Source organism: Bacillus sp. ISL-4 (genome assembly GCF_018613275.1).
Taxonomy (GTDB): Bacteria; Bacillota; Bacilli; order Bacillales; family DSM-1321; genus Peribacillus; species Peribacillus simplex_E.
Window position 1 is genome coordinate 77,543 of record NZ_JAGGQN010000009.1, and the last position, 23,761, is coordinate 101,303.

General features: G+C 37.4%; 16 protein-coding genes, 1 tRNA gene and 1 riboswitch. Of the genes, 3 read left to right on the plus strand and 14 right to left on the minus strand.

Translation table 11 applies throughout. From position 1 onward, the window contains the following. Window positions 1–27: 27 nt before the first annotated feature. The 6 genes from J7J00_RS06045 to queG all read right to left on the minus strand — a co-directional run bounded on the left by J7J00_RS06045 (window position 28) and on the right by queG (window position 5,628). On the minus strand, window positions 28–948 hold the full coding sequence (locus J7J00_RS06045; RefSeq protein WP_214788749.1) for an iron-hydroxamate ABC transporter substrate-binding protein: 921 nt from the start codon (window positions 946–948) through the stop codon (window positions 28–30). Next, window positions 899–1,747, minus strand: coding sequence for an ABC transporter ATP-binding protein (locus J7J00_RS06050; protein WP_214788752.1), 849 nt, complete (start codon window positions 1,745–1,747; stop codon window positions 899–901). The genes J7J00_RS06045 and J7J00_RS06050 overlap by 50 nt, the downstream gene beginning before the upstream one ends. A gap of 291 nt (window positions 1,748–2,038) precedes the next feature. After that, complete coding sequence (gene nfsA, locus J7J00_RS06055) at window positions 2,039–2,788, minus strand: oxygen-insensitive NADPH nitroreductase (RefSeq protein WP_214788755.1); 750 nt, start codon at window positions 2,786–2,788, stop codon at window positions 2,039–2,041. A gap of 86 nt (window positions 2,789–2,874) precedes the next feature. Continuing rightward, on the minus strand, window positions 2,875–3,363 hold the full coding sequence (trmL, locus tag J7J00_RS06060) for a tRNA (uridine(34)/cytosine(34)/5-carboxymethylaminomethyluridine(34)-2'-O)-methyltransferase TrmL (RefSeq protein ID WP_098370923.1): 489 nt from the start codon (window positions 3,361–3,363) through the stop codon (window positions 2,875–2,877). A 67-nt stretch (window positions 3,364–3,430) separates the two neighbouring features. After that, on the minus strand, window positions 3,431–4,288 hold the full coding sequence (locus tag J7J00_RS06065) for an amidase domain-containing protein (protein ID WP_214788758.1): 858 nt from the start codon (window positions 4,286–4,288) through the stop codon (window positions 3,431–3,433). Window positions 4,289–4,488: 200 nt separating this feature from the next. Beyond that, window positions 4,489–5,628 carry a tRNA epoxyqueuosine(34) reductase QueG gene (gene queG / locus J7J00_RS06070; protein WP_214788762.1) on the minus strand — a complete coding sequence of 380 codons (1,140 nt, stop codon included), beginning with the start codon at window positions 5,626–5,628 and terminating at the stop codon, window positions 4,489–4,491. Between the two features lie 104 nt (window positions 5,629–5,732). Here queG and J7J00_RS06075 point away from each other — a divergent pair, with 104 nt between their 5' ends. Beyond that, window positions 5,733–6,401: a B3/B4 domain-containing protein gene (locus J7J00_RS06075; RefSeq protein WP_214788765.1), complete on the plus strand. Its 669-nt coding sequence runs from the start codon at window positions 5,733–5,735 to the stop codon at window positions 6,399–6,401. 546 nt (window positions 6,402–6,947) lie between these two features. Here the strand turns inward: J7J00_RS06075 and J7J00_RS06080 are convergent. The 5 genes from J7J00_RS06080 to mgtE form a co-directional block, all read right to left on the minus strand. Then, a tRNA-Gly gene (locus tag J7J00_RS06080) sits at window positions 6,948–7,021 on the minus strand. Between the two features lie 185 nt (window positions 7,022–7,206). Further along, window positions 7,207–7,620: a YbjN domain-containing protein gene (locus J7J00_RS06085; protein WP_063235961.1), complete on the minus strand. Its 414-nt coding sequence runs from the start codon at window positions 7,618–7,620 to the stop codon at window positions 7,207–7,209. Window positions 7,621–7,765: 145 nt separating this feature from the next. After that, window positions 7,766–9,712, minus strand: coding sequence for an FUSC family protein (locus J7J00_RS06090; protein ID WP_214788769.1), 1,947 nt, complete (start codon window positions 9,710–9,712; stop codon window positions 7,766–7,768). 235 nt (window positions 9,713–9,947) lie between these two features. Beyond that, window positions 9,948–10,976, minus strand: a complete 1,029-nt coding sequence (locus J7J00_RS06095) for an NADP-dependent oxidoreductase (protein ID WP_214788771.1) — start codon at window positions 10,974–10,976, stop codon at window positions 9,948–9,950. Between the two features lie 496 nt (window positions 10,977–11,472). Continuing rightward, the gene (gene mgtE / locus J7J00_RS06100; RefSeq protein ID WP_214788774.1) at window positions 11,473–12,831 is read right to left on the minus strand and encodes a magnesium transporter; all 1,359 of its coding nucleotides are present in this window, start codon (window positions 12,829–12,831) and stop codon (window positions 11,473–11,475) included. 279 nt (window positions 12,832–13,110) lie between these two features. After that, window positions 13,111–13,276: riboswitch (M-box (ykoK) riboswitch) on the minus strand. Between the two features lie 380 nt (window positions 13,277–13,656). Between mgtE and J7J00_RS06105 the strand changes: the two genes are divergently transcribed. Both J7J00_RS06105 and J7J00_RS06110 read left to right on the plus strand, forming a co-directional pair. Beyond that, window positions 13,657–14,886, plus strand: a complete 1,230-nt coding sequence (locus J7J00_RS06105) for an alpha/beta hydrolase family protein (protein WP_286201205.1) — start codon at window positions 13,657–13,659, stop codon at window positions 14,884–14,886. A 183-nt stretch (window positions 14,887–15,069) separates the two neighbouring features. Next, the gene (locus J7J00_RS06110) at window positions 15,070–15,816 is read left to right on the plus strand and encodes a 4'-phosphopantetheinyl transferase family protein (protein ID WP_214788777.1); all 747 of its coding nucleotides are present in this window, start codon (window positions 15,070–15,072) and stop codon (window positions 15,814–15,816) included. 61 nt (window positions 15,817–15,877) lie between these two features. On the opposite strand, the gene J7J00_RS06115 is transcribed toward J7J00_RS06110, so the two are convergent. The 3 genes from J7J00_RS06115 to J7J00_RS06125 form a co-directional block, all read right to left on the minus strand. After that, entirely contained in the window at window positions 15,878–17,128 is a 1,251-nt protein-coding gene (locus J7J00_RS06115; RefSeq protein WP_214788780.1) for an MFS transporter, read from the minus strand. 24 nt (window positions 17,129–17,152) lie between these two features. Beyond that, window positions 17,153–21,256 carry a non-ribosomal peptide synthetase gene (locus tag J7J00_RS06120; protein WP_214788783.1) on the minus strand — a complete coding sequence of 1,368 codons (4,104 nt, stop codon included), beginning with the start codon at window positions 21,254–21,256 and terminating at the stop codon, window positions 17,153–17,155. Between the two features lie 125 nt (window positions 21,257–21,381). Continuing rightward, on the minus strand, window positions 21,382–22,410 hold the full coding sequence (locus tag J7J00_RS06125; RefSeq protein ID WP_214788786.1) for a hypothetical protein: 1,029 nt from the start codon (window positions 22,408–22,410) through the stop codon (window positions 21,382–21,384). Between the last annotated feature and the right edge of the window lie 1,351 nt (window positions 22,411–23,761).

Consider the following 23,761-nt stretch of genomic DNA (forward strand, 5'->3'; position numbering starts at 1 on the left):
GAATTGGAATCCCTCTCCCTGGCTGTATTATTTTCCGAGAAAACTTTTGGAAAAGAAGTCTAATTGGTATTCTAATGTTATTGGATCATTGAAGTAGAATTTTTTTGCATCAGCTTCATATAGTTGATTGTTTTTAACGGCAGGTATGTTTTTAAACGTATCTGTTTGCTGGAATGAATTGTCCTGATCTTTGTTATTGCTCAAAATCACATAATCACCGGCATAGTCTTTCAGGACTTCTAATGATAAGGCAAAGTAACCATCTTTCAATGCCGTTTCTTTTACCTTTTCAGGCATGCCCAATTTCATTTCTTGATAAAGGATTTCCGTTCCACGGCCCCAATTATCGCCGTATACATAGAACTGTTTGTCAAACTTTTCGAAAACGGAAACGGTAGCATCTTCTCCAATTTTAGCCTTAATTTCATCACCGGTTGTTTTTGCCCGTTTTTTGAAATCATCCACCCATGCTTGAGCTTCTTTTTCTTTATTCAAAAGTTTACCAATTTCTACATGTTGTGTTAAATAGTCCACTTTTCCGTATGTATACGTTACAGTTGGAGCAATTTCCTTTAATTTATCGACATTTTTAATCGTTGATAAACCAATGATTAAATCCGGATTCAATTCGATGATTTTTTCCAGGTTTTCGTCCGTTACTTCCTCGACATTTTTTAGCTCTTTAAAGTTCGGGTTCATTTTAGACCATGAATCAACCCCTACAAGGTTAACACCCAATGCCATTACGTTACCTGCGAAAGAAGATAGTACTAAAACACGCTGAGGATCTGCCGGAACTTCAACAGGACCATTTTCAGATTGATATGTGATGGTACCTGGTTTTTCCTTTTTTGAAGCGGTGCTTTTTTCTTTTTCGGTTGACTCGTTACCACAAGCACTAATAATTAACACTAACAGCAGTATAAACGGGATCATTACCTTTTTCATTTGTTGTCAAATCTCCTTTTAATAAATTGTATGTGCTGCACATTGGTTTGTTCGTTCGTTGATCTCGCCCGATTACCGCATCAATATGAAATACTTCCTTAAGCACTTCATGAGTGATGACTTCTTCGCAATCACCCGCTTTGACTATTTCCCCGTCCTTTAAGGCAATGATATAGTCGGCAAAGCGAGCCGCTTGGTTTAAATCATGAAGAACCATGACGATTGTACGTCCCTGTTCTACATTCAGCTTCTGTAATAATTCTAGAACCTCCAGTTGATGCGCCATATCCAAATAAGTGGTCGGCTCATCTAGGAAAATGATTTCCGTTTCCTGGGCAAGGGCCATGGCAATCCAAACACGCTGGCGCTGACCTCCTGAAAGAGCATCCACCGGACGGAACTTGAAGTCTTTCGTGCCGGTCACTTCAAGTGCCCAATCGATCACATCAAAGTCTTTTTGGGTCAGGCGCCCAAAACCTTTTTGATAGGGAAAACGCCCATATGATACGAGCTCCCCAACCGTCAATCCGCTTGCACTCTCGGGTGTCTGCGGAAGTATGGCCATTTTTCTTGCAAGGATCTTAGTGCTTTCTTTTGAAATATTCACTCCATCTAAAACAACCGAACCTGATTGATTTGGAATGATCCTGGTGATCGCTTTCAAAAGTGTGGATTTTCCACATCCATTTGAACCGATGATCGTTGTGATTTTTTTATCTGGAATTTCCACACTGAGATCTTTTACAATTAAACGTTCACCATAACCAATATTTAAATTCTCTGTATATAGTCGAACCATTTTTCAACCTCCATTTACTGAAAAATAGGTAAGTAAAAACTCAAATGAAAATGATTATCATTATCTATTACCTAATTACTATAATTCTATCTATATATATTGTCAATGGTAATTTCATGGGTATATAAGAAGAAACTCTGCCGGGATTTTTTGAGCCGAACCGTATATAAATGAAAACGGTAAAGATCCCGGAAACATTTCCGGGATCTTTACCGCTTGGCCCATACTCAGGACTTGGAAAGATGTCATTTACGGGAAGGCAGGAATATTCCTAATAAGCAATTTCATCTATCAATGTTTCTTAAAACCTTGTTTTTCAACATAATCTTTCATGTACAACCTGCTTTTCTTTCCAAGCATTCCAGCCATTTGCTCGGTCCAGGTGTCTTTTCGTTTACCTTTAGTCCGTTGCTCGTAATAGCTGGAAATCGTTTCATTATACTCTTCAAGTTGTCCGATGAATTCTTGCTTATCCTCCTGGTATCCATTTTCATGATAGATATTGGACAGCGGCAAACGCGGCTTTTTATCCGAACGGTTTTTCGGATATCCGACCACTAGACCGAATAATGGCATAACGCGATGCGGTATATTCAAAATCGCTGACACTTCCGGGAGATTATTGCGGATCCCGCCTATATAGCAAATGCCAAGATCCATTGATTCTGCTGCCAATGCTGCATTTTGAGCCGCAAGAGCAGCATCGATACAGGCAACCATGAATTTCTCCGTACTTTCAATCGATTCGGACAGGTCCGTGTTTTCCATTTGTGAAACCATATCCTGACGATATAAATCGGCGCAAAAGACGAATAGATGTCCATTCTTCTCTACATATGATTGTGGTCCGGCAAGTTCAGCAAGCTTGGCTTTCTTTTCCGGATCGGTTACCCCTATGATTGAATACGCTTGGATATAGCTTGAAGTCGATGCCGCTTGGGCACATTCCACAATCGTATTGATTTGCTCCTCAGACAATAACTTGTCCTCAAATGAACGAACTGAACGGTGATCTAAAATCTTCTCAATAATGTTATTCAATGCTCCCACCCCTTAAGAATATGTAAAGTAAAGAATCCATCATCGGGGCTCAAAAGCCCCCGATGACAGTATGCCATTGATGAAACTCAACCTTTTGTTTTCAAATCCAATTCACGGTAATTTTGCTGTCTCAGTGCTTCATAAACCAAGATGGCAGCCGTGTTCGACAGATTAAGGGAACGTACTTTATCCGTCATCGGAATCCGCAGGCACCGATCCATATTTTCTTGGATCAGTTCTTTCGGGAGACCCGTCGTTTCACGGCCAAAAATGAAGTATATTTCACTGTCTTGATCACTGTAATCGAAGCTGGAATGCGGCTGCTCCCCGAATTTCGTTAAGTAATAAAATTCACCGCCGGCATTTCTTTCATAAAACTCTTCTAACGAATCATAATAATGGATCTTTACATTCTCCCAATAATCGAGTCCGGCCCGTTTAAGCTGTTTGTCATCCGTCGAGAAACCGAGCGGGCGGATGAGATGTAAAGACGTATCCGTCCCTGCACATGTTCTTGCGATATTTCCTGTATTTGCTGGAATCTGTGGTTGATATAAAACTACATGTATTGACACTTCATTTTCACCTCTAGTTTGAACTTCACCTTAATTATAGCATTAAACAAAAAAGACTAAAAACCAATCACCCTCCATCCAAAATCACAAAGAATTTATAAACGATGTTCGGTGTATACCTGGTCGAATCCTCATACGTCCAATATCGGTGACGGCTGTTCATCGTATGTGCATTCACAAGCGGCATCCCGTCCTGATCCTTCGCCGTAACAATCAAGTTATGATCAAACCGTCCGTCCCCTTCGAAATCTATGCAGAGGATATCACCCAAATTCAATTCCTGGGCCGACTCCACCTGCTTTGTTCTAATGGCATTCCCGGCTTTTAGCAGATGATATAAGGAATGGGCCGTCGTCCATGTATAACTCCAGCTTTTCCCTCTTATCCACCAGCCCTTTTTTTTGTTTGGCGCCCCCCACATCGGAATTCCTCCCGCATGTAAACATTGTGAAATGAAATTCGTACAATCATCAGTGAATTTATGATAAGCCGGATTGAATTCATTCCACCAACGCTCGGCATATTGGACGGCCTTCATCCGATCATATTTATATGCGAGACGATCTCCGCCTGGATCACATTTTGGCGGTGCCTCTTCGGTTTCAAAGCTGGGAAAAAGCTCTCGTTCATCCACTATATACCCATTTCGAAACCGGGCCTCCCTTTCTTCCATTTCTTCTTCTATATAAAATGAATCCTCCTGTTTCAATAAATATTGCAGATGCACATGATATGCTAGGACTGTATCATTGTCTTCCTTTTTCTTCGAATGTACCTTGCCTGCCGCATTCACCCGAACAATTTCCGCAGCACGGTTCCTCATCATTTTCTTCTTCAAATGTAACTTCCTTTCACTCCGTTCCAGATCATCGGAAGTATAAGACTCCACTCTTTCTTGTAAAAGGCGTTGCAATTGTTCCCTCAAGTTCATGCCCTCCTTCTTACCATCTATGCTAATGTGTATGTATGAGGGCATGGACAAAAACACTACTTCATATAATGTGGGAATTTCAATTCTTTAAATATAATGAAACGCATTAAAAAGGTTTCCTTAGAAGGCACCGGAATATCTTAAGCAAAAAAAGCCGCCCCATTAATATTTACGGGGCGACTGCATTTTAGATATCATTTTGTTTCCAAGGTAAACTGCAGTCCTTTCTCAATTTCCGCCAGTGCCTCTTCATCCGTTTCCTTCATTCGTGCTTCTTCCAGAATGGAAACGGCCTGCTCCCGTCCAATTTTCCCAACTGCCCAGGCCGCCGTTCCCCGGATTACGGGCCTTGGATCTTCCTTCATGACCTGTATCAATTGGGGCAATGCCGTTTCATCTTTGAAGTGGGCCAATGCTAAAATGGCATTTCGTTGGATTGGCTTTTTACCACGCCAAGAGCCAGATACATGGCCGTATGTCTCTTTAAAGTCCCGATTTGACATCGTAAGCAGTGGTTTCAACAGCGGTTTCGCCAGCTCGGGGTCTGGTTCCATCTCTTCATGGAAATGAAAATCCATTCCTTTGTTTTTCGGACAAACTGTCTGGCATGTATCACACCCATACAAACGATTGCCTATTTTCGTCCTGAACTCATCCGGAAGGAAACCTTTTGTCTGCGTTAAGAATGCAATGCAACGCTTGGAATTTAGCTGCCCGCCCTGAACGAGCGCACCAGTCGGGCAAACATCGACACATTTATTGCATGTCCCGCATTGATCTTCCATCGGTTGATCAGGTTCAAATGGCAGGTTGGTAATCATGTCCCCCAAATATACATAAGACCCGAATTCCGGAGTGATGATCATGCTGTTTTTTCCACTCCAGCCAATTCCTGCACGCTCAGCCACTGCCCTATCTGATAATTCACCCGTATCAACCATGGATTTCGTCAATGTCCCTGGCACTTTATCTTTAATGAAATTCTCAAGCAACAGCAATTTATTTCGGAGAACGGTATGATAATCCGTTCCCCAAGAAGCCCTGCAAAAGATCCCGCGTCGCTCACTTTTTGTACTTTGCGGAGCATCCTTCAATTTCGAAGGGTAAGCAAGCGCAATCGAAATGATGGATTGCGGTTTATCGAATATCAATTCAGGCCTTACCCTTTTTTCTATATCGGCTTCTTCAAACCCTGACTGATAATCCAGTTCCTGTTGACGTATCAGCCGACCTTTCAATTCGGTAAAAGCCGTGGCCGATGTAAAGCCAATTTTATCGATGCCGATTTCCTTACTATATAAAATCACTTCTTGCTTGAATGAGTTCATATCCATATTAATCACCTACTTCATCCAGTATTCCCATTGAAGCTTGAATCCATTTCAAACCATTGCTATCTATGATAAACTAATTGCAATCATTTTTGGAGGTGAAACGGTTGGAAATTACCGTATCAGCTAATATTAGCAGTAAAATCCCTGAATTCAAAGTTGGGATCATTACATATGAAAACATCGAAGTAGGCCCCTCCCCGCAAATGGTGAAGGGAAGACTTCAACTGTTTCAGGAAGCTCTTTTCTTCGACCTTGAAGAAAAGGAATTGACCGACTTTTCCGGCATTAAAGCTTGGCGGGAGATCTTCAAGGCTACGGGAACAAACCCATCACGGTATCGCCCCTCCGTGGAAGCCCTTTACCGCCGCGTAAAAAAACAGAATTACTTGACACCCATCCATTCAGCCATCGATTTGAATAACTTCTTCTCGCTGTTATATGAAGTTCCAATTGGCATTTATGATGCGGAAAAATTATCAGGAGACATCTCGATAAAGATTGGCGAAGGGTCAGATGGTTATTACGGTTTGAACGGCCGCTTGAATTCCATGGAAAATATGATCACATCAGCTGATCATGATGGCGCATTCGGAAGTCCTTACGTTGATTCAGAACGCACGAAAGTCACCGAAGGAACGAAAAAAGCCATCCAAATCATTTATTTACAACCCAATACTCCAATCACGGAAGCAGATCAGCTAACGAAATCCTTGATGGATATGTTCCTTGAAATCCACGGTGGTGAAGGGACTTACTCGATTGTAGAAGGATAATTAAAATTGAACGGAAATAACCCCTTTCCACAATCGGAAGGGGTCTTTTCATGATTTTTCCTAACTTATATGGATAATTATGATAACCAGTGCGCGAATATCCTTTTATTCAACCGTTCGGCCATACCCTGAAAAATGCGATAAAATGATTCCTGGGATTTTAGAGCATAAAGGATATTCACTCTCTTTATCAAAACTACAAGCTTGGGTAATTACATGACAAATAATATTTATAATCTCGTTGATTCCAGAGATCCGCGCCCTTTCCGCCACACACACTTATTCAAACTGATTCTACTAACGTAGTTAATCTCTTTTAACAAGTGTGTACTTCATCGAAATCCCCACTCTCCCTGATGAAGAATTATCAATAAATAGAAAACTCCTGCTTTCGTTACGGTAGGACATCCGGTATTAACGCTTCCATAGAATGTAGTTAGTTTGGACAATAAAAAAATTCCACTGTAAACAGTAGAATTCTTGTAAAATATTTAAACGCAAAGCTTCGTTCTCCAGGTAACGAAACCCTACGTTATGAGTATGTATTGGAGCGGGTGAAGGGAATCGAACCCTCATCATCAGCTTGGAAGGCTGAGGTTTTACCACTAAACTACACCCGCATATCCTTGTAGAACTTTGTCGAATCACTAACAAAATTAATTATATAGTTTAATGTGAAAAAATGCAATAGTTCTTTTAAAAAAAATTAATAATTAATGTATTGTAACGTTAATATATTCATTCACTCTAGTAAAGATGTTAAAAGTCCCCTGATTCAGAGAACTTTTTCATCCTATATGATGATTTAAGACCAAATGACTTCCATTAATCGCGGATAAACCTGCTGTGCCGTTTCAAGCAGCATGATTAACTTCCTGAACGCCAGATCCGGTACGATGTCCCCCTCAATGGAGTATGAATACCGAATGGAAATGGTCCCATTTTCTTCATACAGCTTGGAATACCTAAAATTAGCATTATATTCATTCAACAGTGTATGTACATCCTGTTTCTTTTCAGGATTCTTCAACTCGGCGACATTAAAGCAAAATAAGTCCGCCACATTTTCATCTTGATTGAAAGCAAATACTAAAAGGACCTTCCACCCGTCCTTTAACTTTTGCTCAGCTCTAAAAAAGGTGGTGCCATCTTCATTCAACTCATTCATATAGATTTTCTCACTAGTTAAAAAATCACGAAATTTAGCAACGTTTGACATGGTTCATCACCTTTCTGTTTGTAAGTACATTTTATAATGAAAACCGGCATTTTTACAGACTTTTCTATAATCCTGCCAATTTCATCCTATTAACAGAGGCGAATGGAGTCAAATAAGAAATTCCTTATTAGAATCACTAGATTGATTAGCCAGTTGCTTTCCCGGAAAACCGAAGCGCTTCTTGAAGATCCAAAATTTCCTGGCGGATTTTTGAATATCCTTCAATTTTAGGCACTTCTTTATTAGTAATTGATCTACCTTTATCTGCCGCTATCGCCATGGTTTCGAAAACATACAGCATTTGTGCTAGCTCTCTCTCTGATAGTACTGGCCGTTCTGTGGATTTTAAGCTGGCATTTAGATAATAGCCCAACTGTTCTATCGAAAATATAACGGGCCATAGAGATTCCAGTCTAGCCTTGTTTTTGAATATCTCACCAAGGGATGCATTGTAGACCGTTAATAGATTCACCATATTTGTTTGCATTTTGTTCCTTTCGCTGCTTTCATCTATTGCAAGATCATTATCTTTTTCAGAGAACGCCATCAATAATAACTGCCCCTGGCTCCGAATCGTTTTCGCCATCAAATGATTGAGAAGACTGGATGCAGAACGACTGCCTAGTAACAGCGCCCCAATAAGACCTATCAAGCTTCCAACGACGATATCGGTTATCCTTACAGTCGCAAAAAAACTGAAATCATAGCTTTGAGATGAATATTCCGCCATGATCAATGCTGAAGGGGTAAAAAACATCGCTGCCAATCCATAATTCCGAACGATGAAAAGCTCTGTAATGAATGTCAACAGTAAAATGATTAAAACGATGATGAACTCGTTTTGAACGGCAGCTAGAATTAAACTTGCTAGCAGGAGTCCGATGACCGTCCCGAAAGTCCTTTGGACCGCTCGATGGAATGTGGAGATGATGGTCGAACCCGACATAACGGCCGCACATGATAAGGGAATCCAGTACGACCGGTTAAAATCGGCGGAATAGGCGATGATGGCGGCAATGGTAAGGATTGTTCCATATCGAACGGAAGAGAGAAAGACAATTGAAGTCTTATCGAACGCCCCAAGAAAAATGGTTTTTAAAGAAGGCTTTGAAATGGTTGCTGCTTGATCGATTTTCTGGACAGGTTCATTCATGATGGCATCTGCATCATAAATCTTCATGAATAAATCTTCCACCTCTTCAGTCATTTGGTCAGGTTGAAGAATCTTTTTTTTATTCTTTGTTTTAGATGCAATGGAACAAGCCAGGGCACGAACGGATTGACCTAATTCAAGCGGCATTACGATATTTTTGTTCAAGGAGATTTCCAGAGCCTCCAGGAATATGGCATTCGCATGTTCATTCAATAGAAACAACCGCTTTAACTCATCAGAACTTCGTCCATTAGAAAACCCGGCTAGCAGTGTATCTTCAGCGTGTTTCATCGCCAATACCGTTCCATGTCTTGCTTTATTGAATTTCTCGGTGCCAATGGAATCAAAGAATGCCCCCAATTCTCTGTACACCTTTTCCACCGCAAGCGATTCCGGTCCATGCGGGTTGAAAAACCAGCCTAACATACAGATTATCCAAGATAGTGCCCCACCCATTAAAACGAGGCCCCCACGTAATGGGGCCAGACTTTGATCAACCGGCATACCTGTCGCAAGTGCGAAACCCAGGACGAAGAATACCGCCGAAGGACCGGTAATCTTTAATGCACCAAATATAAAAAAAACACTTGCCCCGATGATTCCCATCATTATGGCTGTTCCCAATTGGTATGGAGCCAAAAGCGTTCCTAAAACAACAGATAAAGCAAGACCCAACATCACAAAGAAAATCTTTTTTGCTCTTTGGTGATACGGTTGGTTAAAAACGTATAAATAAGTGAAACCTCCTATTCCTGCCAGTAAACCGTACGCTAAATTTCCGAATAATAAGCCAATGAAAACAGGTAAGGCAGCAGCTATGCCTGCACTTAGTGCTTTCATCCATGGAAATGGATTCTTCTTTATTTCAAAAGCCTGTTTAAATGTCGTTTGTATCGCATCTGATTTCAGAGGTTTGGAAGGGTGCTTATTTTCACTCATTTTCAATTTATCCTTTCATTAATGATTCTATTGACCCTGCAGTGAATGAGGTGACTTCTAATAATTAATATCCTTCATATGGTTCAAAAGATACCACTAAAGGTAATGAAGGATTGTATTTTAACTTGAAAGGAAAACGGCCTTTCCCCGATTGAATATCGAAAAAAGGCCGCTTTTTATTATAAGCTGCTAAAATCACAACAAAGGACCTTCCTCAGCTTTATTTCCTTAAAACTTATATTTGAGCGAATTCAGGTTCCGCAACTTTTACAAGCTGTTTACCGAGGTTCGTTCCTTTAAACAAACCTAAAAATGCATCAGGTGTGTTTTCGAATCCTTCAATAATCGTTTCTTCATACTTCAGCTTTCCTTCTTGAAGCCACTTACCTAAATCCGTAGCTCCCTCTTGGAATCTAGCGGCATAATTTCCAACTGTGAAACCTTTCATAAGTGCACTCGTTTTGATCATCGCCGATTGGAGACGCGGCCCTAGATCTTTCCCTTCTGCATTATAAGAGGAAATCGCTCCGCATAATGGAATTCGGGCATTCGCATTCAAAAGTGTGAAAACAGCATCGGACACCTCGCCGCCCACATTATCGAAATAAACATCGACTCCATCAGGAACAGCATTAGCTAAATCTGTCTTAAAACTATCTCTTTTATAATTTACGGCTCCATCAAATCCGAGCTCTTTCGTTAAGTACTCAAGTTTTTCATCTGAACCGGCGATGCCAACAACCTTCGCACCTTTAATCTTAGCAATTTGTCCGACTACTGAACCAACTGCTCCAGCTGCTCCTGAAACCACTACAGTTTCACCTTCTTGAGGTTTACCAATATCAAGCAAGCCAAAGTAAGCAGTTAAACCGGTCATTCCAAGAATCCCTAAATGAGTTGTGACCGGAGCCACCTTGGGATCAATCACGCGGATTTCCTTTTCAGTGACAACTGTGTATTCTGCCCAGCCGATATTCCCAACAACGACATCCCCTTGTTTGAAGGAATTCGATTTGGACTCAACAACTTCAGCAACCACTCCACCTGTGATAACCTTATTCAATTCAAATGGAGCAATATATGACTTGGTATCTTGCATTCTGCCACGCATGTATGGATCGACAGATAAATATAGTGTACGTACTAAAATTTCATTATCCTTTGGTGTGGGAACTTCACTCTCAACAAAGTTAAAATCCCCTTTCGAAGGCATACCTTTTGGACGATTTGCCAGGGTGATCATTTGTTGTTTGGTTTGTGTCATCATTGTTCCTCCTTGGTTTTGAATACGTAATTTCGAAAAGAAGCGTATCACTGATGAAGTTCTTAGGTCAAAGAATATGATTGGCTATTGCTTCCATAACACTCTTTATGTAGCCTTTCCTGAAAACCCTAAACTTGCTACAACCTATTATGTCCCATGTTTTTCATTCATATAAAGGTCCATCAGGAAATGGCTTTGTTACCTTCAATATTCATTTTAAGAATAAATAATGTACGTAGGCACACTACCATATACGGTTCGCTTCCCAGGAAAATTAACGGCCTTTCCCCGTTTGGATACCGAGAAAAGGCCGCAGCTTGAAATACACTATTTTTTGGTCTGTTTGGCAAATGTTCAAGATTAGCAGCTACTTTTTCTTCTTATCTATATTCCCGATTTAAAACGGCAGCCTGGCAGTTTGTACTGAAATCATCGAGACTATGTTCGCCCTTGAAAAATCCTTGCAAGCATATATGAACTTGGTTTAATGGATAGACTACATCAACTTTGAAATAAACATCGTTGCAATTCCAAAGTAAATAAGTAACGAAAGTATATCATTCAGTGTTGTAATTAGCGGTCCAGAAGCAACGGCAGGATCGATGTTGAATTTATATAATATCAAAGGAATAATGGTCCCAGCTAATGTCCCGATAATCAGGGTCATCACTAACGAACTTCCAACCACTAATCCCAGAACGGGATTTCCCTGCCAAACATAAGCTATGATGGAAATTAATATTCCACAGGTAATTCCTATTATCAATCCAACTTTCAGTTCCCGCATAATAAGTCTGGTTACAACACCTTTATCTGTATCACTAGTGATTAGGCCTCTTACAACAACAGCTAAAGATTGAGTACCTGTATTTCCAGTCATCCCTGCGATCATCGGCATAAAGAAAGCAAGTGCAACAACTTTGGACAATGTTTCTTCAAAACCGCTTATTATAGTTCCGGACACTAAGCCGATAAATAAAAGTAAAATAAGCCAGGGTAGCCGACGATATGCGGCCACGTGCGCCTTCGTGTCAAAGTCTATAGCTTTACCGGAAGCCGATAATTTTTCAATATCTTCATTCGCTTCCTTAATGACAACATCAATAATATCATCGACGGTTACAATTCCTAATAACTCATTATTTTTTTCAACTACAGGAATTGCTAAAAAATCATATCGCTCAATAACACGAGCTACCTCTTCTTGGTCTTCATAAGCAGATACGGAGATAACCCGGCTATACATAATATCTTGAATTTTTTCAGATTCATCATTTATTATTAAATCCCGATATGAGACAACACCTACTAATTTTTTATCATTATCTATTACATAAAGATAATTGATCGTTTCCGAAAACTCCGCAAAGATTTTCAGTTTTTCAACTGATTCACGAACCGTATAATGTTGAGGAATCCATACAAAACGGTTTGTCATTATTCGCCCGGCAGTTTCAGGGGGATAATTCATCATATTTTGAACAATTTTTGATTCTTCTTGTTCCATGCCTGAAAGAAGTTCTTCAATTTTTCCAGGGGATAGATCCTCTAACAATGAAGCTAGGTCATCATTATCCATTAGATTCATTACATGGCCGGATTTCTCTATTCCTAATTTACTAAGGATTTTTAATTGATGTTCTTTTTCTACTTCTTGAATCAGTTCAGCGATTTGTTCTGAATCAAGTAATAACAAGAAGCGTGTATGGTGTTTTTCAGGCAGCCCCTCAAAAATTCGCGCAATGTCATATGGCTGGAGTTCTTCTAATATTGCTTGAAATTCTTTCTTTTTCCCTTCTTTTAAAACTTTTATGATTTGTAAAGTTATTTGATCTTCCGTCAGGATTTTTATCATTTCGTCACTCACTCCTTTTTAGGGGAGCCAAAAAATATTTCCCTTAAATATTAAGAGTAAAAAATATTATTATTCCCCTTCCTAAATCTTTGTGTTCATTCAATTTTCATTAGACTTCGAATATATCGTCGTGAATAGTTCCCCACTATCCTCACCTCCAGGAAAAAATAAAAACACCTCCATTACAAATGAAGGTGTTAAATACGGTTTATATGCGTACATTGTCTGGATGACAAATACAAACAGTCGTATGACTGAATGACAAATACAAGCATAAATCCAGTTCCTCCATTCGTAGAGCTTTAGCACTGTGTGGCATAGGACAAAGCCAGCTACATTAAAAACCACCTTATGTCGATGGTTTCTGTTGACCCATTGGCGTCTTTCGACATTTTTGGGCAGTAGCGTATCTCCTACACAGGAGCCTCACCTAACGAGGATATTTAATTTACAAATCCACTCTAAAAGAGTTTCTTTTAGATGTCAATGTTTGATTCAAATAATTCTAAATTTGACCTAATATCCTACCTTTAAAAGAGGAACATGAGAACCACACCGACTTAAGCGCTCCCGATTAAGACGGTCTGATTGAATGTCTCTTCGATATTTTTTTAATAACATCCCACTTCACAGCCGCCTTGCCACCATTTTTAAAAGGATACACCGAAAAAAGAAACACCCTATTAAGGGAAAATATTGGAATTATATATTAATACTTACTTATAATGAAGACGGATATGAATGACTGAAACAAAGAAACACGTTACATGTTCTAAAAAAAAATATCTTTTTATCTCTAATTATTAAAGAAAGGAAATGGCTCAAATGAAAAGACCTTTTGCGATTATATGTATTATCATAAGTGCTTTTGTATTAATGGTAGGTTGCAGAACCAAGGACGCGGTACAGGTGGAAGAGAAATCGAAGGAAGTGAGCTCATTGAAAGCTATTGAAGGCAGGTGGGAGGGAGATATTAAGATTCCAAATCAACCGCTTCCAATCATTGTTCATTTTACGAAGAAAGATGGAACGATAAGCATTCCTGTACAAGGGTTGAACGAACTCCCCTTAAGAAGCGTAAAGTTAAGTAAATCAGACTTGTTTTTTGATATGGAAATCCAAAATCAGAAAATAACGTTTGATGGGAAAGTAGATCAGGAAAGGATTTCAGGAACATTTGTTCAAAATGGGCAAGCGTTCCCCTTTGAATTGCTTAAGAAATCCGATCAGGCAGTTGAAGAAAAAGAATCAGGTGAAATCGTGCAGGCCGACTTAAAGAACGGAACCATTAAAGGCCTTTTGGAAACACCAAAAAATGAAGGGCCTTTTCCTGTGATGATTATAATTGCGGGTTCTGGTCCGACCGATAAAGATGGTAACACCATTGCAAATCCCGGAAAAAATAATAGTTTAAAAATGTTAGCCGAGAGTCTTGCAGAAAAAGGTATCGCAAGCATTAGGTATGATAAACGCGGAATTGGTGAAAATATGCAATTGGCAGGAAAAGAAAAGGACCTGAGATTTGAACAATATATTGATGATGCAGCTGCTTGGGCTCAATTTGCCAAAAAGGATGGCCGTTTTTCCAAAGTTGGCATCATCGGCCATAGTGAAGGCTCTTTAATTGGGATGGCAGCCGCAAAGAAAACAGAAACAGACATATTCATTTCATTAGCGGGTGCAGGCGAACCCATTGACCAAGTACTCATTAAACAGTTTGAAGAGCAACTGACACCGACATTATTAACGGAATCCAAAGATATACTGGCAAAGCTAAAACAAGGAAAACAAGTCGGGACTGTCAGTGCTGATTTGCAAAGTGTATTCCGACCTTCTGTTCAACCTTACATGATTTCATGGATTCAATATAACCCGATAGAATTAGTAAAGGAACTGAATATCCCTGTTCTAATCGTAAACGGTAATAGAGATATTCAAGTGCCGCCAACTAACGCAAAAGCGTTACATAAAGAAAAAAGCGATTCTGAATTACTTATACTTGAAAAGATGAATCATGTATTGAAAGAAGCCCCTGCAGATCGAAGGGAAATTTAGCAACCTATACAAATCCTGAACTACCATTATCCCCTGGATTGGTGGATGGAATCATTGAATTTTTAAACAAAAATGACATTACCAGTAAAAATAGCAATTGAGAATTGTGTCTTCCACGGGCTTGCAAAGATCACCCAAATGATCCTCATGCCCCCAATATTAGGGTAAATAAGGAGATCAAATGTGAAGATTATCGCTTTAAAATTACCAATTAATTTGAATGAAACTACTTATGAAGAAATGCTGAATTTGTTACCTAAACAGAGACAATTAAGCATACACAAATTACAAAAGAAAAATGATAAATACCGCTCTTTATTTGGTGAGCTATTAGCTAAGTTGTTCATAAGTGACATTTTAAAAGAACCGCTTCAAAATATCCACTTTATCATAGATAAAAATGGGAAGCCCAATCTAGTAGGAGGAAGACTTCACTTTAATATTTCCCATTCAGGTGACTGGGTTGTTGTTGGCATTCATAATGATCCCATAGGCGTTGATATAGAAGAAATCAAAAATTTTAACATCCATGAAATTACCAAAAGTACCTTTAGCAGTAAAGAATTTAAGTATTTAATTAAATCACCCAAAGCTAAACAAATCGAAATTTTCTTTAAAATGTGGACGCTGAAGGAAAGCTGGTTAAAGTGTATAGGTTCAGGGTTTTTGGTTTCCCCAAATACTTTTTCAATCTTGAATGGAAGTAATCAATATGGTTTAGAAATACCTACAGAGGAATTTTCAAAACTAAAAACACTAGGTTTAAAAATTGGAGATACGTCTAACTATCTATTTAAGTTGTATCATCATAGCCCTGGGTATCCCTTAAGTGTTTGTATTAATAACCGAAATGAAAATCATTTTGAATTCCCAGATAATATCGATATTATAGAATTGAATAGTATAATGAATGAGTTGAAAGCACTTTAAATAACTTTATATTACTATGTAGAAGCCATATAAAAAAAAGGCAGAGTATTTCTGCCTTTTTTTATATTTTCTCCGAAATACTCTGTTCCACTTTTGAATTATAAGCTAATATTCTTTTTTGAAAGAGCATGAAAAATAAAAAAGCGCTTATTAAGGAAGAAAAAGCAGCGACCAGAAAAGCTCCCTCATGTCGAATCAATGGTACAAATGCCAGTAACTGTGGAGCAAATATTCGACTTATTGAATATCGAATATTTGCCGCAGCAAAGTACTGTGCTTTTTGGTTAGCAGGTGCAATACCAGCAATGTAAGAGTCCTGTGTACTAACAACAAGTAATTCAGCTACTGTAAGGATTAGGACTCCTATAAAAAAACCTATATAGTTTTGAGAAAAACCAAAGATAACCATAGAGAAAGCATACAATATACTGGAACCTACAAACCCAAAACGCGTGCTATACTTTGAAGAAAGTCTAGCCGCCATGCTACCTAAAATAATTACCAAAATGCCATTCGTCATTAACAATGAAGCATAGTTTTGAGAAGCATTAATTGAAAAACCGAATATTGATGTACTTTTAGTTAAACTATCCAGTAAAGTTGAAGGAAGCAATATTTCTAACTGCATGAAAGCTTGAGCTGCAAATACACTGGCAACAACAAAAATTAAAAGACGTTTATCTTTTCCTATAAGCACTACTGCTTTTGTAAACTTACCATTTGAATCTATTCTTTCTTCATTACCTAATTTTCTATTAACCTGAAATTCTGGAGTTTTCCATAGTGATATATATACTAATGTCAGAACAGATACTAAGGATGTACCGATAAACCAAATAGGCATAGAATCAAATATAAAACTTCCTATAAGAGGACCTAGCGTCACCGCAACATTAAATATTTGGTAGGTGAATACATAAGCTTTTTTTTGTTCCTTTTCATCGAGCCAATCAGATATATAAGCTCTTCCTGCAGGTATATATGAAGAATAAGCTATACTCATTAAACCGAAGCTACCAAATACCATTATATTACTTCCAACTATTCTTCCAATGATAAATAATATAGTCGCAGCTAGAAAACCTATACTTGAAGATATCATCATAGGTCTTCTTCCTATCCTATCTGCAAAGATCCCACCCCAAATACCTGATATTACACCCAATACTGAAATTATGGCCAAACCTACAGATGCTAGATAAGGGTTCCAAGCATCGTTTAGATATAAAACAATAAATGGAAATAGCATATAAAATAATGTGTTTTGAATACCCTCAGCAAAAAATCTCCAACGCATTTGATTTTTTTTCATACTAAAAACCCTTTTTCCTTAAATTTATACATATCTTATAGATGCAACTTGTTCCATAATAATCTTAGCAACTTGTTCAGCATTTGGAGATTTATAGATCGTAAAATGTTGAGCTGGAACTGAACGCACTGTTAATTCCCCAACCAAGTAATTTCCCCAACCTACAGTGGTATCATGCTCATTTTCTTCAGCTCGTATAAACAGAACTTTACCATAAAAAGATCCTGATATATTGTAACGATGAATAGCGATATTATTTGCTTCCCAAATTCCCAAGCCACTCTTAACATCCTCAACCTCTGCGTCCATATGGAGATGCCCGCCATTTTTTCCTAAGTTTAAAAGGAATTCCAATAGTTCTTCTTTGTCCATAAGGGTTAACTCATCAGGATTAAACTTATCATTTGCTCCATTTGTAAACTTTAATGCATATGATTTAACAAACTCCATTTTGTCGAACTCACGAGCTTTACTAAAATGACAGTCTAATAATGTTAATAAACCAACGTCTCTTCCTTCTGCTTCAAAGGAACGAGCTATTTCATAAGCCACATTACCACCGAACGAATAACCCGTAATATAATAAGGCCCTTCATGTTGAACAGATAAAATATAAGAAGCATATCGTTTAGCCATATTTAATAAATCATCTTCAAATTTATCACTTTCAGGAATCTCCGCACTTTCAATTCCCCATACATCAAACATTTCATTTAATTCCGTAGCCATTTCTTTATAACACCAAAGTGCTCCGCCAGCTGGGTGAATAAACCATATTTTTTGACGGTTCTCAGCTGGTGAGACGTGTACTACGCCATTAGGTTTAATGGAGTTTGTTATAACATGAGCTATCCCTTGTATAGTGGGATAATCAAATACAATAGATACTGGCAAAGTTAGCTCGAATTTCTTATTTAGTTGAGCAATAAATTTCATGGCTAACAACGAATGGCCACCTATTTCAAAAAAGTTACTATTTAAATTGTGGTCTGAGTTTCTGAAGATATCCTTCCATATGTTTTGAACTTTCATTAAAGTTTCTTTATCTGCATGATAGTTTTTTTCATTTTCTATCGTTGTAGCTTCAATGCAATTTTCTTGGATTTCAAATTTAATTGTTTCATCAGCTATTTTTTGCATTTGAGAGATCCATTCCTGCTTCACTTCTGAGATTACATTATCCGTAAATAAGTCGTCACAGTATTCTATAGTGAATGTTGAATTCCCTCCATCATGTTCTATGATAAAACTAAGATCGCATTTGGAAGTATCACTTAAAACCGATTCCATTTTAAATTGAGTGTAGGGTTGCTTTTTCAAAAATCTATTATATACAAACATAACTTGAAATAGTGGCCGATAATCACTATTTCTACTCTTTAGAACAGACGGAATGATTTTTTCAATTGGAATATGCTCATACTTTATTATCTCAGCATAATCCTTTGCAATCTTTTCGGAAATACTTTTTAATGTAGCATCCTCAGTAAAGTTAATTCTAAATGGTACAACATTAACATAATTCCCAATTGCTTCAAAATCCTGTTCGTAGGTTCTATTTGCAACCGGTACCCCAATGCAGATATCTCGTTGACCACTCATTCTAGCAAGGACATAAGCTGCCATTGCTAGATGAATGGAGAATTCTGTAATTGATGTATTCTGACTAAAGGAAAGTATCTTTTGCTCTAGTTCTTTTGGTAATGAAAACTTTATATGTTTTCCATTTATTGTTTGGGTACTCCCCTTCATCATACTTGTTGAGAATCTTGATTTATTTGGAATCCGTTCTAGATATTCCTTCCAAAATTTAAGACCCTCACTAAAATCCATTGAATTTTGATTATGTGCAAATTGGAAAAATGCAGCATTCACTTCCTTATTTTCGACTAGATCGGTTTCAATAAGTTCATGTAACTCGTCTACAAATAACTGAGATGACCAACCATCAACTATTAGATGATGGAAAGTTAATAATAAATATTCCGCCTTGTCAGCACTAAATAATGAGGCACGAAATCCTCCCTTATTTAATTCAAATTTCCTTTCTGCTTCAGTTTGAATTACTTTTCTTAAGTTCGCTTCCGTAACTGAATATTCACTTATTTCAGAGCTTAATGAACTGTCATATTTCTGTATATATTCACCATTGTTAGTTAAAATAATTCGTGATGATAAAATCGGATGTCTTCTCCGTAAATAGGAAATTGCTTTTTCTACTTTTGTAGTTCTACCTTTTTCAAAGCTTAATAGAAACGCTATATGATATTGAGATGCTCCTTTTTCTTGTTCAAAGAATAGTATCCCCTGTTGTCCCAAAGATAATGGAGCTTCAAGATTAGCATCAAATTTTTGTTTGATCTTGTCCAGTTTCTTAGGTACTACAGTATTCTTGCCATTCTTTATCATATTCTTTTTCAGATAATCTGCTTGTTTTCGAATTGTTGGATACAAAAAGACAAAACCATGTGTTAACGATATCTGAAACTCAGTGGAAAGAAGGTTTGCGAGTCGAATTGCCAGTAATGAATGTCCTCCTACTGAGGCAAATGTAGTTGTTGCAGAATGAACTTTTTCTCCAATGACTTCTTCCCAAATATTCGCAATAACTTGCTCCCATTTATCATGAATCCCTTCAAAATTATTTTTACTTCTAAAAGGTATTATAGATAATTCCCGTCGATTCATTTTCCCATTCTCTAAATATGGGAAACTATCCATCTGAACAAAAAAATTAGGAATCATATAGGAAGGCAAACGTTTTTCAATATAGCTTCTTAACTCAATCTCATCCCAAGACTTAGAATCACAACGTACATAAGCTACAAGCCATTGTTCTTCAACTTCTTCACGAACCTCTACAACTATGTCTTTTACGAAAGATACTTCTCGTATGGTTTCTTCAATTTCACCCAGTTCGATACGAAGTCCCCTTAACTTTATTTGTAGATCTTTACGGCCTCGAAATTCGTAATTACCATCTTCTCTAATATAAACAAGATCTCCAGTGAGGTAAGACAATTGACCTGTAGAAGGACATATAACGAACCTCTCTTTTGTAACATCGGGAAGACCAAAATAACCCAAAGCTAGACCTTCACCGGAAATCAGTAGTTCCCCTTCGCAACCAGTACCTAATATATTCAACTCTTCATCCACAACATGTACTGAAGCATTATCGATTGGCTGTCCCAAATCAATTTCTCTAAATAGATGATTTTCACCTGGCAAACAAACTCTATAAGTAGTATCAATAGCTGCTTCAGTAGGACCATATAAATTTATAATCGGTATTGGTAAAGTCTTTTGGATTTTCTTTACTAATGATGTTTGCAATGATTCTCCACCACAAAACAATAGACGTAAAGACGTAAATCCGGATAATAATTCCATTTCTGACAATAATTTAAGTACAGTTGGTACAAACTGTACAACTGTTACTTTATGCCTTTTGATATCAGTTGCAATATCAAATGGGTTGGAAGAACCAATAACCATAGTAGCACCAGTCGATAGTGGTGCAAATATCTCCCAAACAGAAGCATCGAATCCCGATGCAGTTTTTTGTAAAAAAACATCATCTTTTGTCCAAGAAAATTCTTTTTGCATCCATTGCATATGATTGACAATGGCACGATGCGGGATAACTACACCTTTTGGTCGTCCGGTAGAACCCGATGTGAAAATGATATAGGCCGGTGTTTCATTTTTGATCAGAACTATTGGAGGATCTTCCACTCTAATTTTAGAATGCTCTCTTAAATCTATTGAATTTCGATTAAAGGTTAAATCTGGAACAGAACCGTCAGTCATTAATACATTAACTTCTGCTTTTTCAATACAATAATTCAACCTGTCCAATGGATAAGAAGGGTCAAGTGGTACGTATGCAGCACCCGCTTTTAGCGTTGCAAGCATAGCAGCTATTAATGAAATGGATCTTTCTGATGCAATGGCGACCCGGTCTCCCTCGTTAATACCCTTCTTTACAAGCAAATAGGCAAGAGCATTTGCCCAATTATCTAATTCTTTATATGTTATAACCATATCTTTATCTTTTATTGCAATGTTATTTGGATATATAGTTACCATAAGTTCAAAAGTATTTTGAAGAAACCTATTATTCATAATAATTTAGCGTATTGGTAAATCAATAACGCTGTCCTCCTTTGGTTACTTAAGTATGTATTTTAAATTTAAAACTATTAGAGGAAATAAACCTGTCGGGAGTCAACTCCCGACAGATCTATTATTTATCCATTTACAATGCAATCCGTACCATCTACATAATGCTCTTTGTGTTCATCCAAATTCCACAAATTAACGGTTTTCATTATCCAACGAGTTCTTTGCTTTTCCACATCCGTGATTTCTTCAACATCTTTACCATGAATGGAATGATTGTTTGACAAGGAAATAAATTCACCCGCTTTTAGTAGGTGTGGAGCCTTTAATTCATGTAATAAAACTTTTATTTTATCTACAACTTCCTGGGCTTCTTCTGTAAGACCAACTGTCCGATTTTCAAAATATGCAATATCAAATTCTTCTTCATTTAATAGGATAGCGTGATTTTTTGCACGCCCTAATTCAGTACGATTACCATATGTCGATAAATCATCAAAAGGTGTATAAAATAGTTCTTGACGCATCAAATTTAAATCAGATGGATCAAGTTTCTGAATTAAATCTATATTTTTGACGAATGTTGTAAAGATTTGATTGCCTTCATAGGCCCTCATTGATAACATATTCACAAAATCAGGGCGAACAAAATGATTTGCTAAGTCTTTATGGAATCCTAAAGCTACCAGTGCTTTTTGTGATTGTGTTTCTGATAAGGATTTCATTGGATAGATATCTTGAAAGACATCGCCATCGTTTACATTTATATATCCAATAGCTGGCATTTCCATGACTTGAGCATAGAATTGAAGAAAACCTTCCCCAACATATGTTTTTTTAAGCTCTCTTTTTGATTGAACTGGTGATTCATGGTCAAAAATAGGAACATCTTTATCTATAGGGCAATTTTGTAGGTATAAGTATGGTTCTTCCTTCCAAATCCTATCGCCGGCAGCTTTTATTTTTTTCACAATATCTTTTATTTCAACATCGTTTACCACTATGTTTTCGATTTCTGAACGAAAGGAAGTGTAATCTTCATAGGGATTACATTTTAGATCCAAAAATTTATTTGTAAGAAGTTGATTCTCTGCATCTGTAAACACATAATCAACTTTTAATTTATTCTTCGTACTTGCATTAGTATCTACACCCATTAACTTAGCTCCAATCCTATTAATTTTATTTTTACGCAGTAAATCACTAAAGTCTAGATGCGAAAAAATCTAGCAATCTTCTGAATAATAGGGCCCTATTAATAGGTAAATACGTAAAATGATTGCTGGTGCTACCAAATTTTAACACGGTAGTTTTCAGAATTCAACGAATGTTATAAAAATGGATCTTCTTACTCATTACCACTCACATTAGAGCCTTTATTTCTAACAGGTCAATGCCATGATTCGTCCTTTTCTTAACACCTGGAATGCACTGTTACAATGAATTCAAAGGAGGATTTTCGTGTTATATGAAGCCTAATTTATTGTGATTGACTGCCTAGTGGATAACTGATAATTTTTTCGATTTACCATGAGAGTACAAGAAAATGATTGGGGAGCTAAATAACTTTTATATGAGATTAGGTAGGGGCATCTAATTCAACCAGGAATCGACTTTTTCTAGTTCTTTGAATATGCGTAGTTCTGGAGTGTGAAAACATCCCTTTATTGACCTTATGTAGTAAATGATTTAAAACATTAGAACAGAAGAATACTGTAATTTTGTGGGCAAAGCTGTACTTGCAACTTTCTACCTAGTTTTACTCTTGGAGTTTTCGATGGGTTGGGGAAATCACCGTAAATGGAACAGGAACTTATGGACTGTAATTTTGAGTGGAATTAAAAGCCAAAAGTACAGATTCTGCCCTTAAGTTAAAGCATATTGATCCTTCATAAAGTACATACCAAAATCAGTTTTTGTCATTCCAAAAATAGCACGTAATATATATTCTATCGAGGTAATTTTCGGAAATATTGTCCACTTAAAATGGTCCTCTGACGATATTCACCAGTTTGGAATTGGTTAACGAATCTTTTTCAACAAAATCTTACTTTCAGAAAAACAATGGTAGGTAATCTAACAAAGAGGAAGATTTTGTATAAAATCATTAGTATAATTGATGAAATTACAATAAGAAAGGAAGGATCTCTATGAAGATGTTTATACATGCTTTTAAAAGAAACACCACATGTATCCTTGAAATCATTTATCTGTATATACTATTCTTTTTTTCAGAACTACAATCTACTACTGCAAGTATATTAAAAATAAAGTAGCGATTTATGTAATTTAAACCTCTTGAATGAACTTATGATAAAAGATCCTCTAGTTCCAACATTCCCTAACGATTTTTTTTATTTTATCTCCATAATCAGAACTTTCAATAGTCAAAACGACTTTTTTAAACGCTTTGTCTGTGTAAGATCCCTCAAGGGCGAAATGATAATTCCCTTTGCTGGTTCCAGATCGATAGCTTGGAGGGTCTGACAGCGTTTTAAGATTTGACTC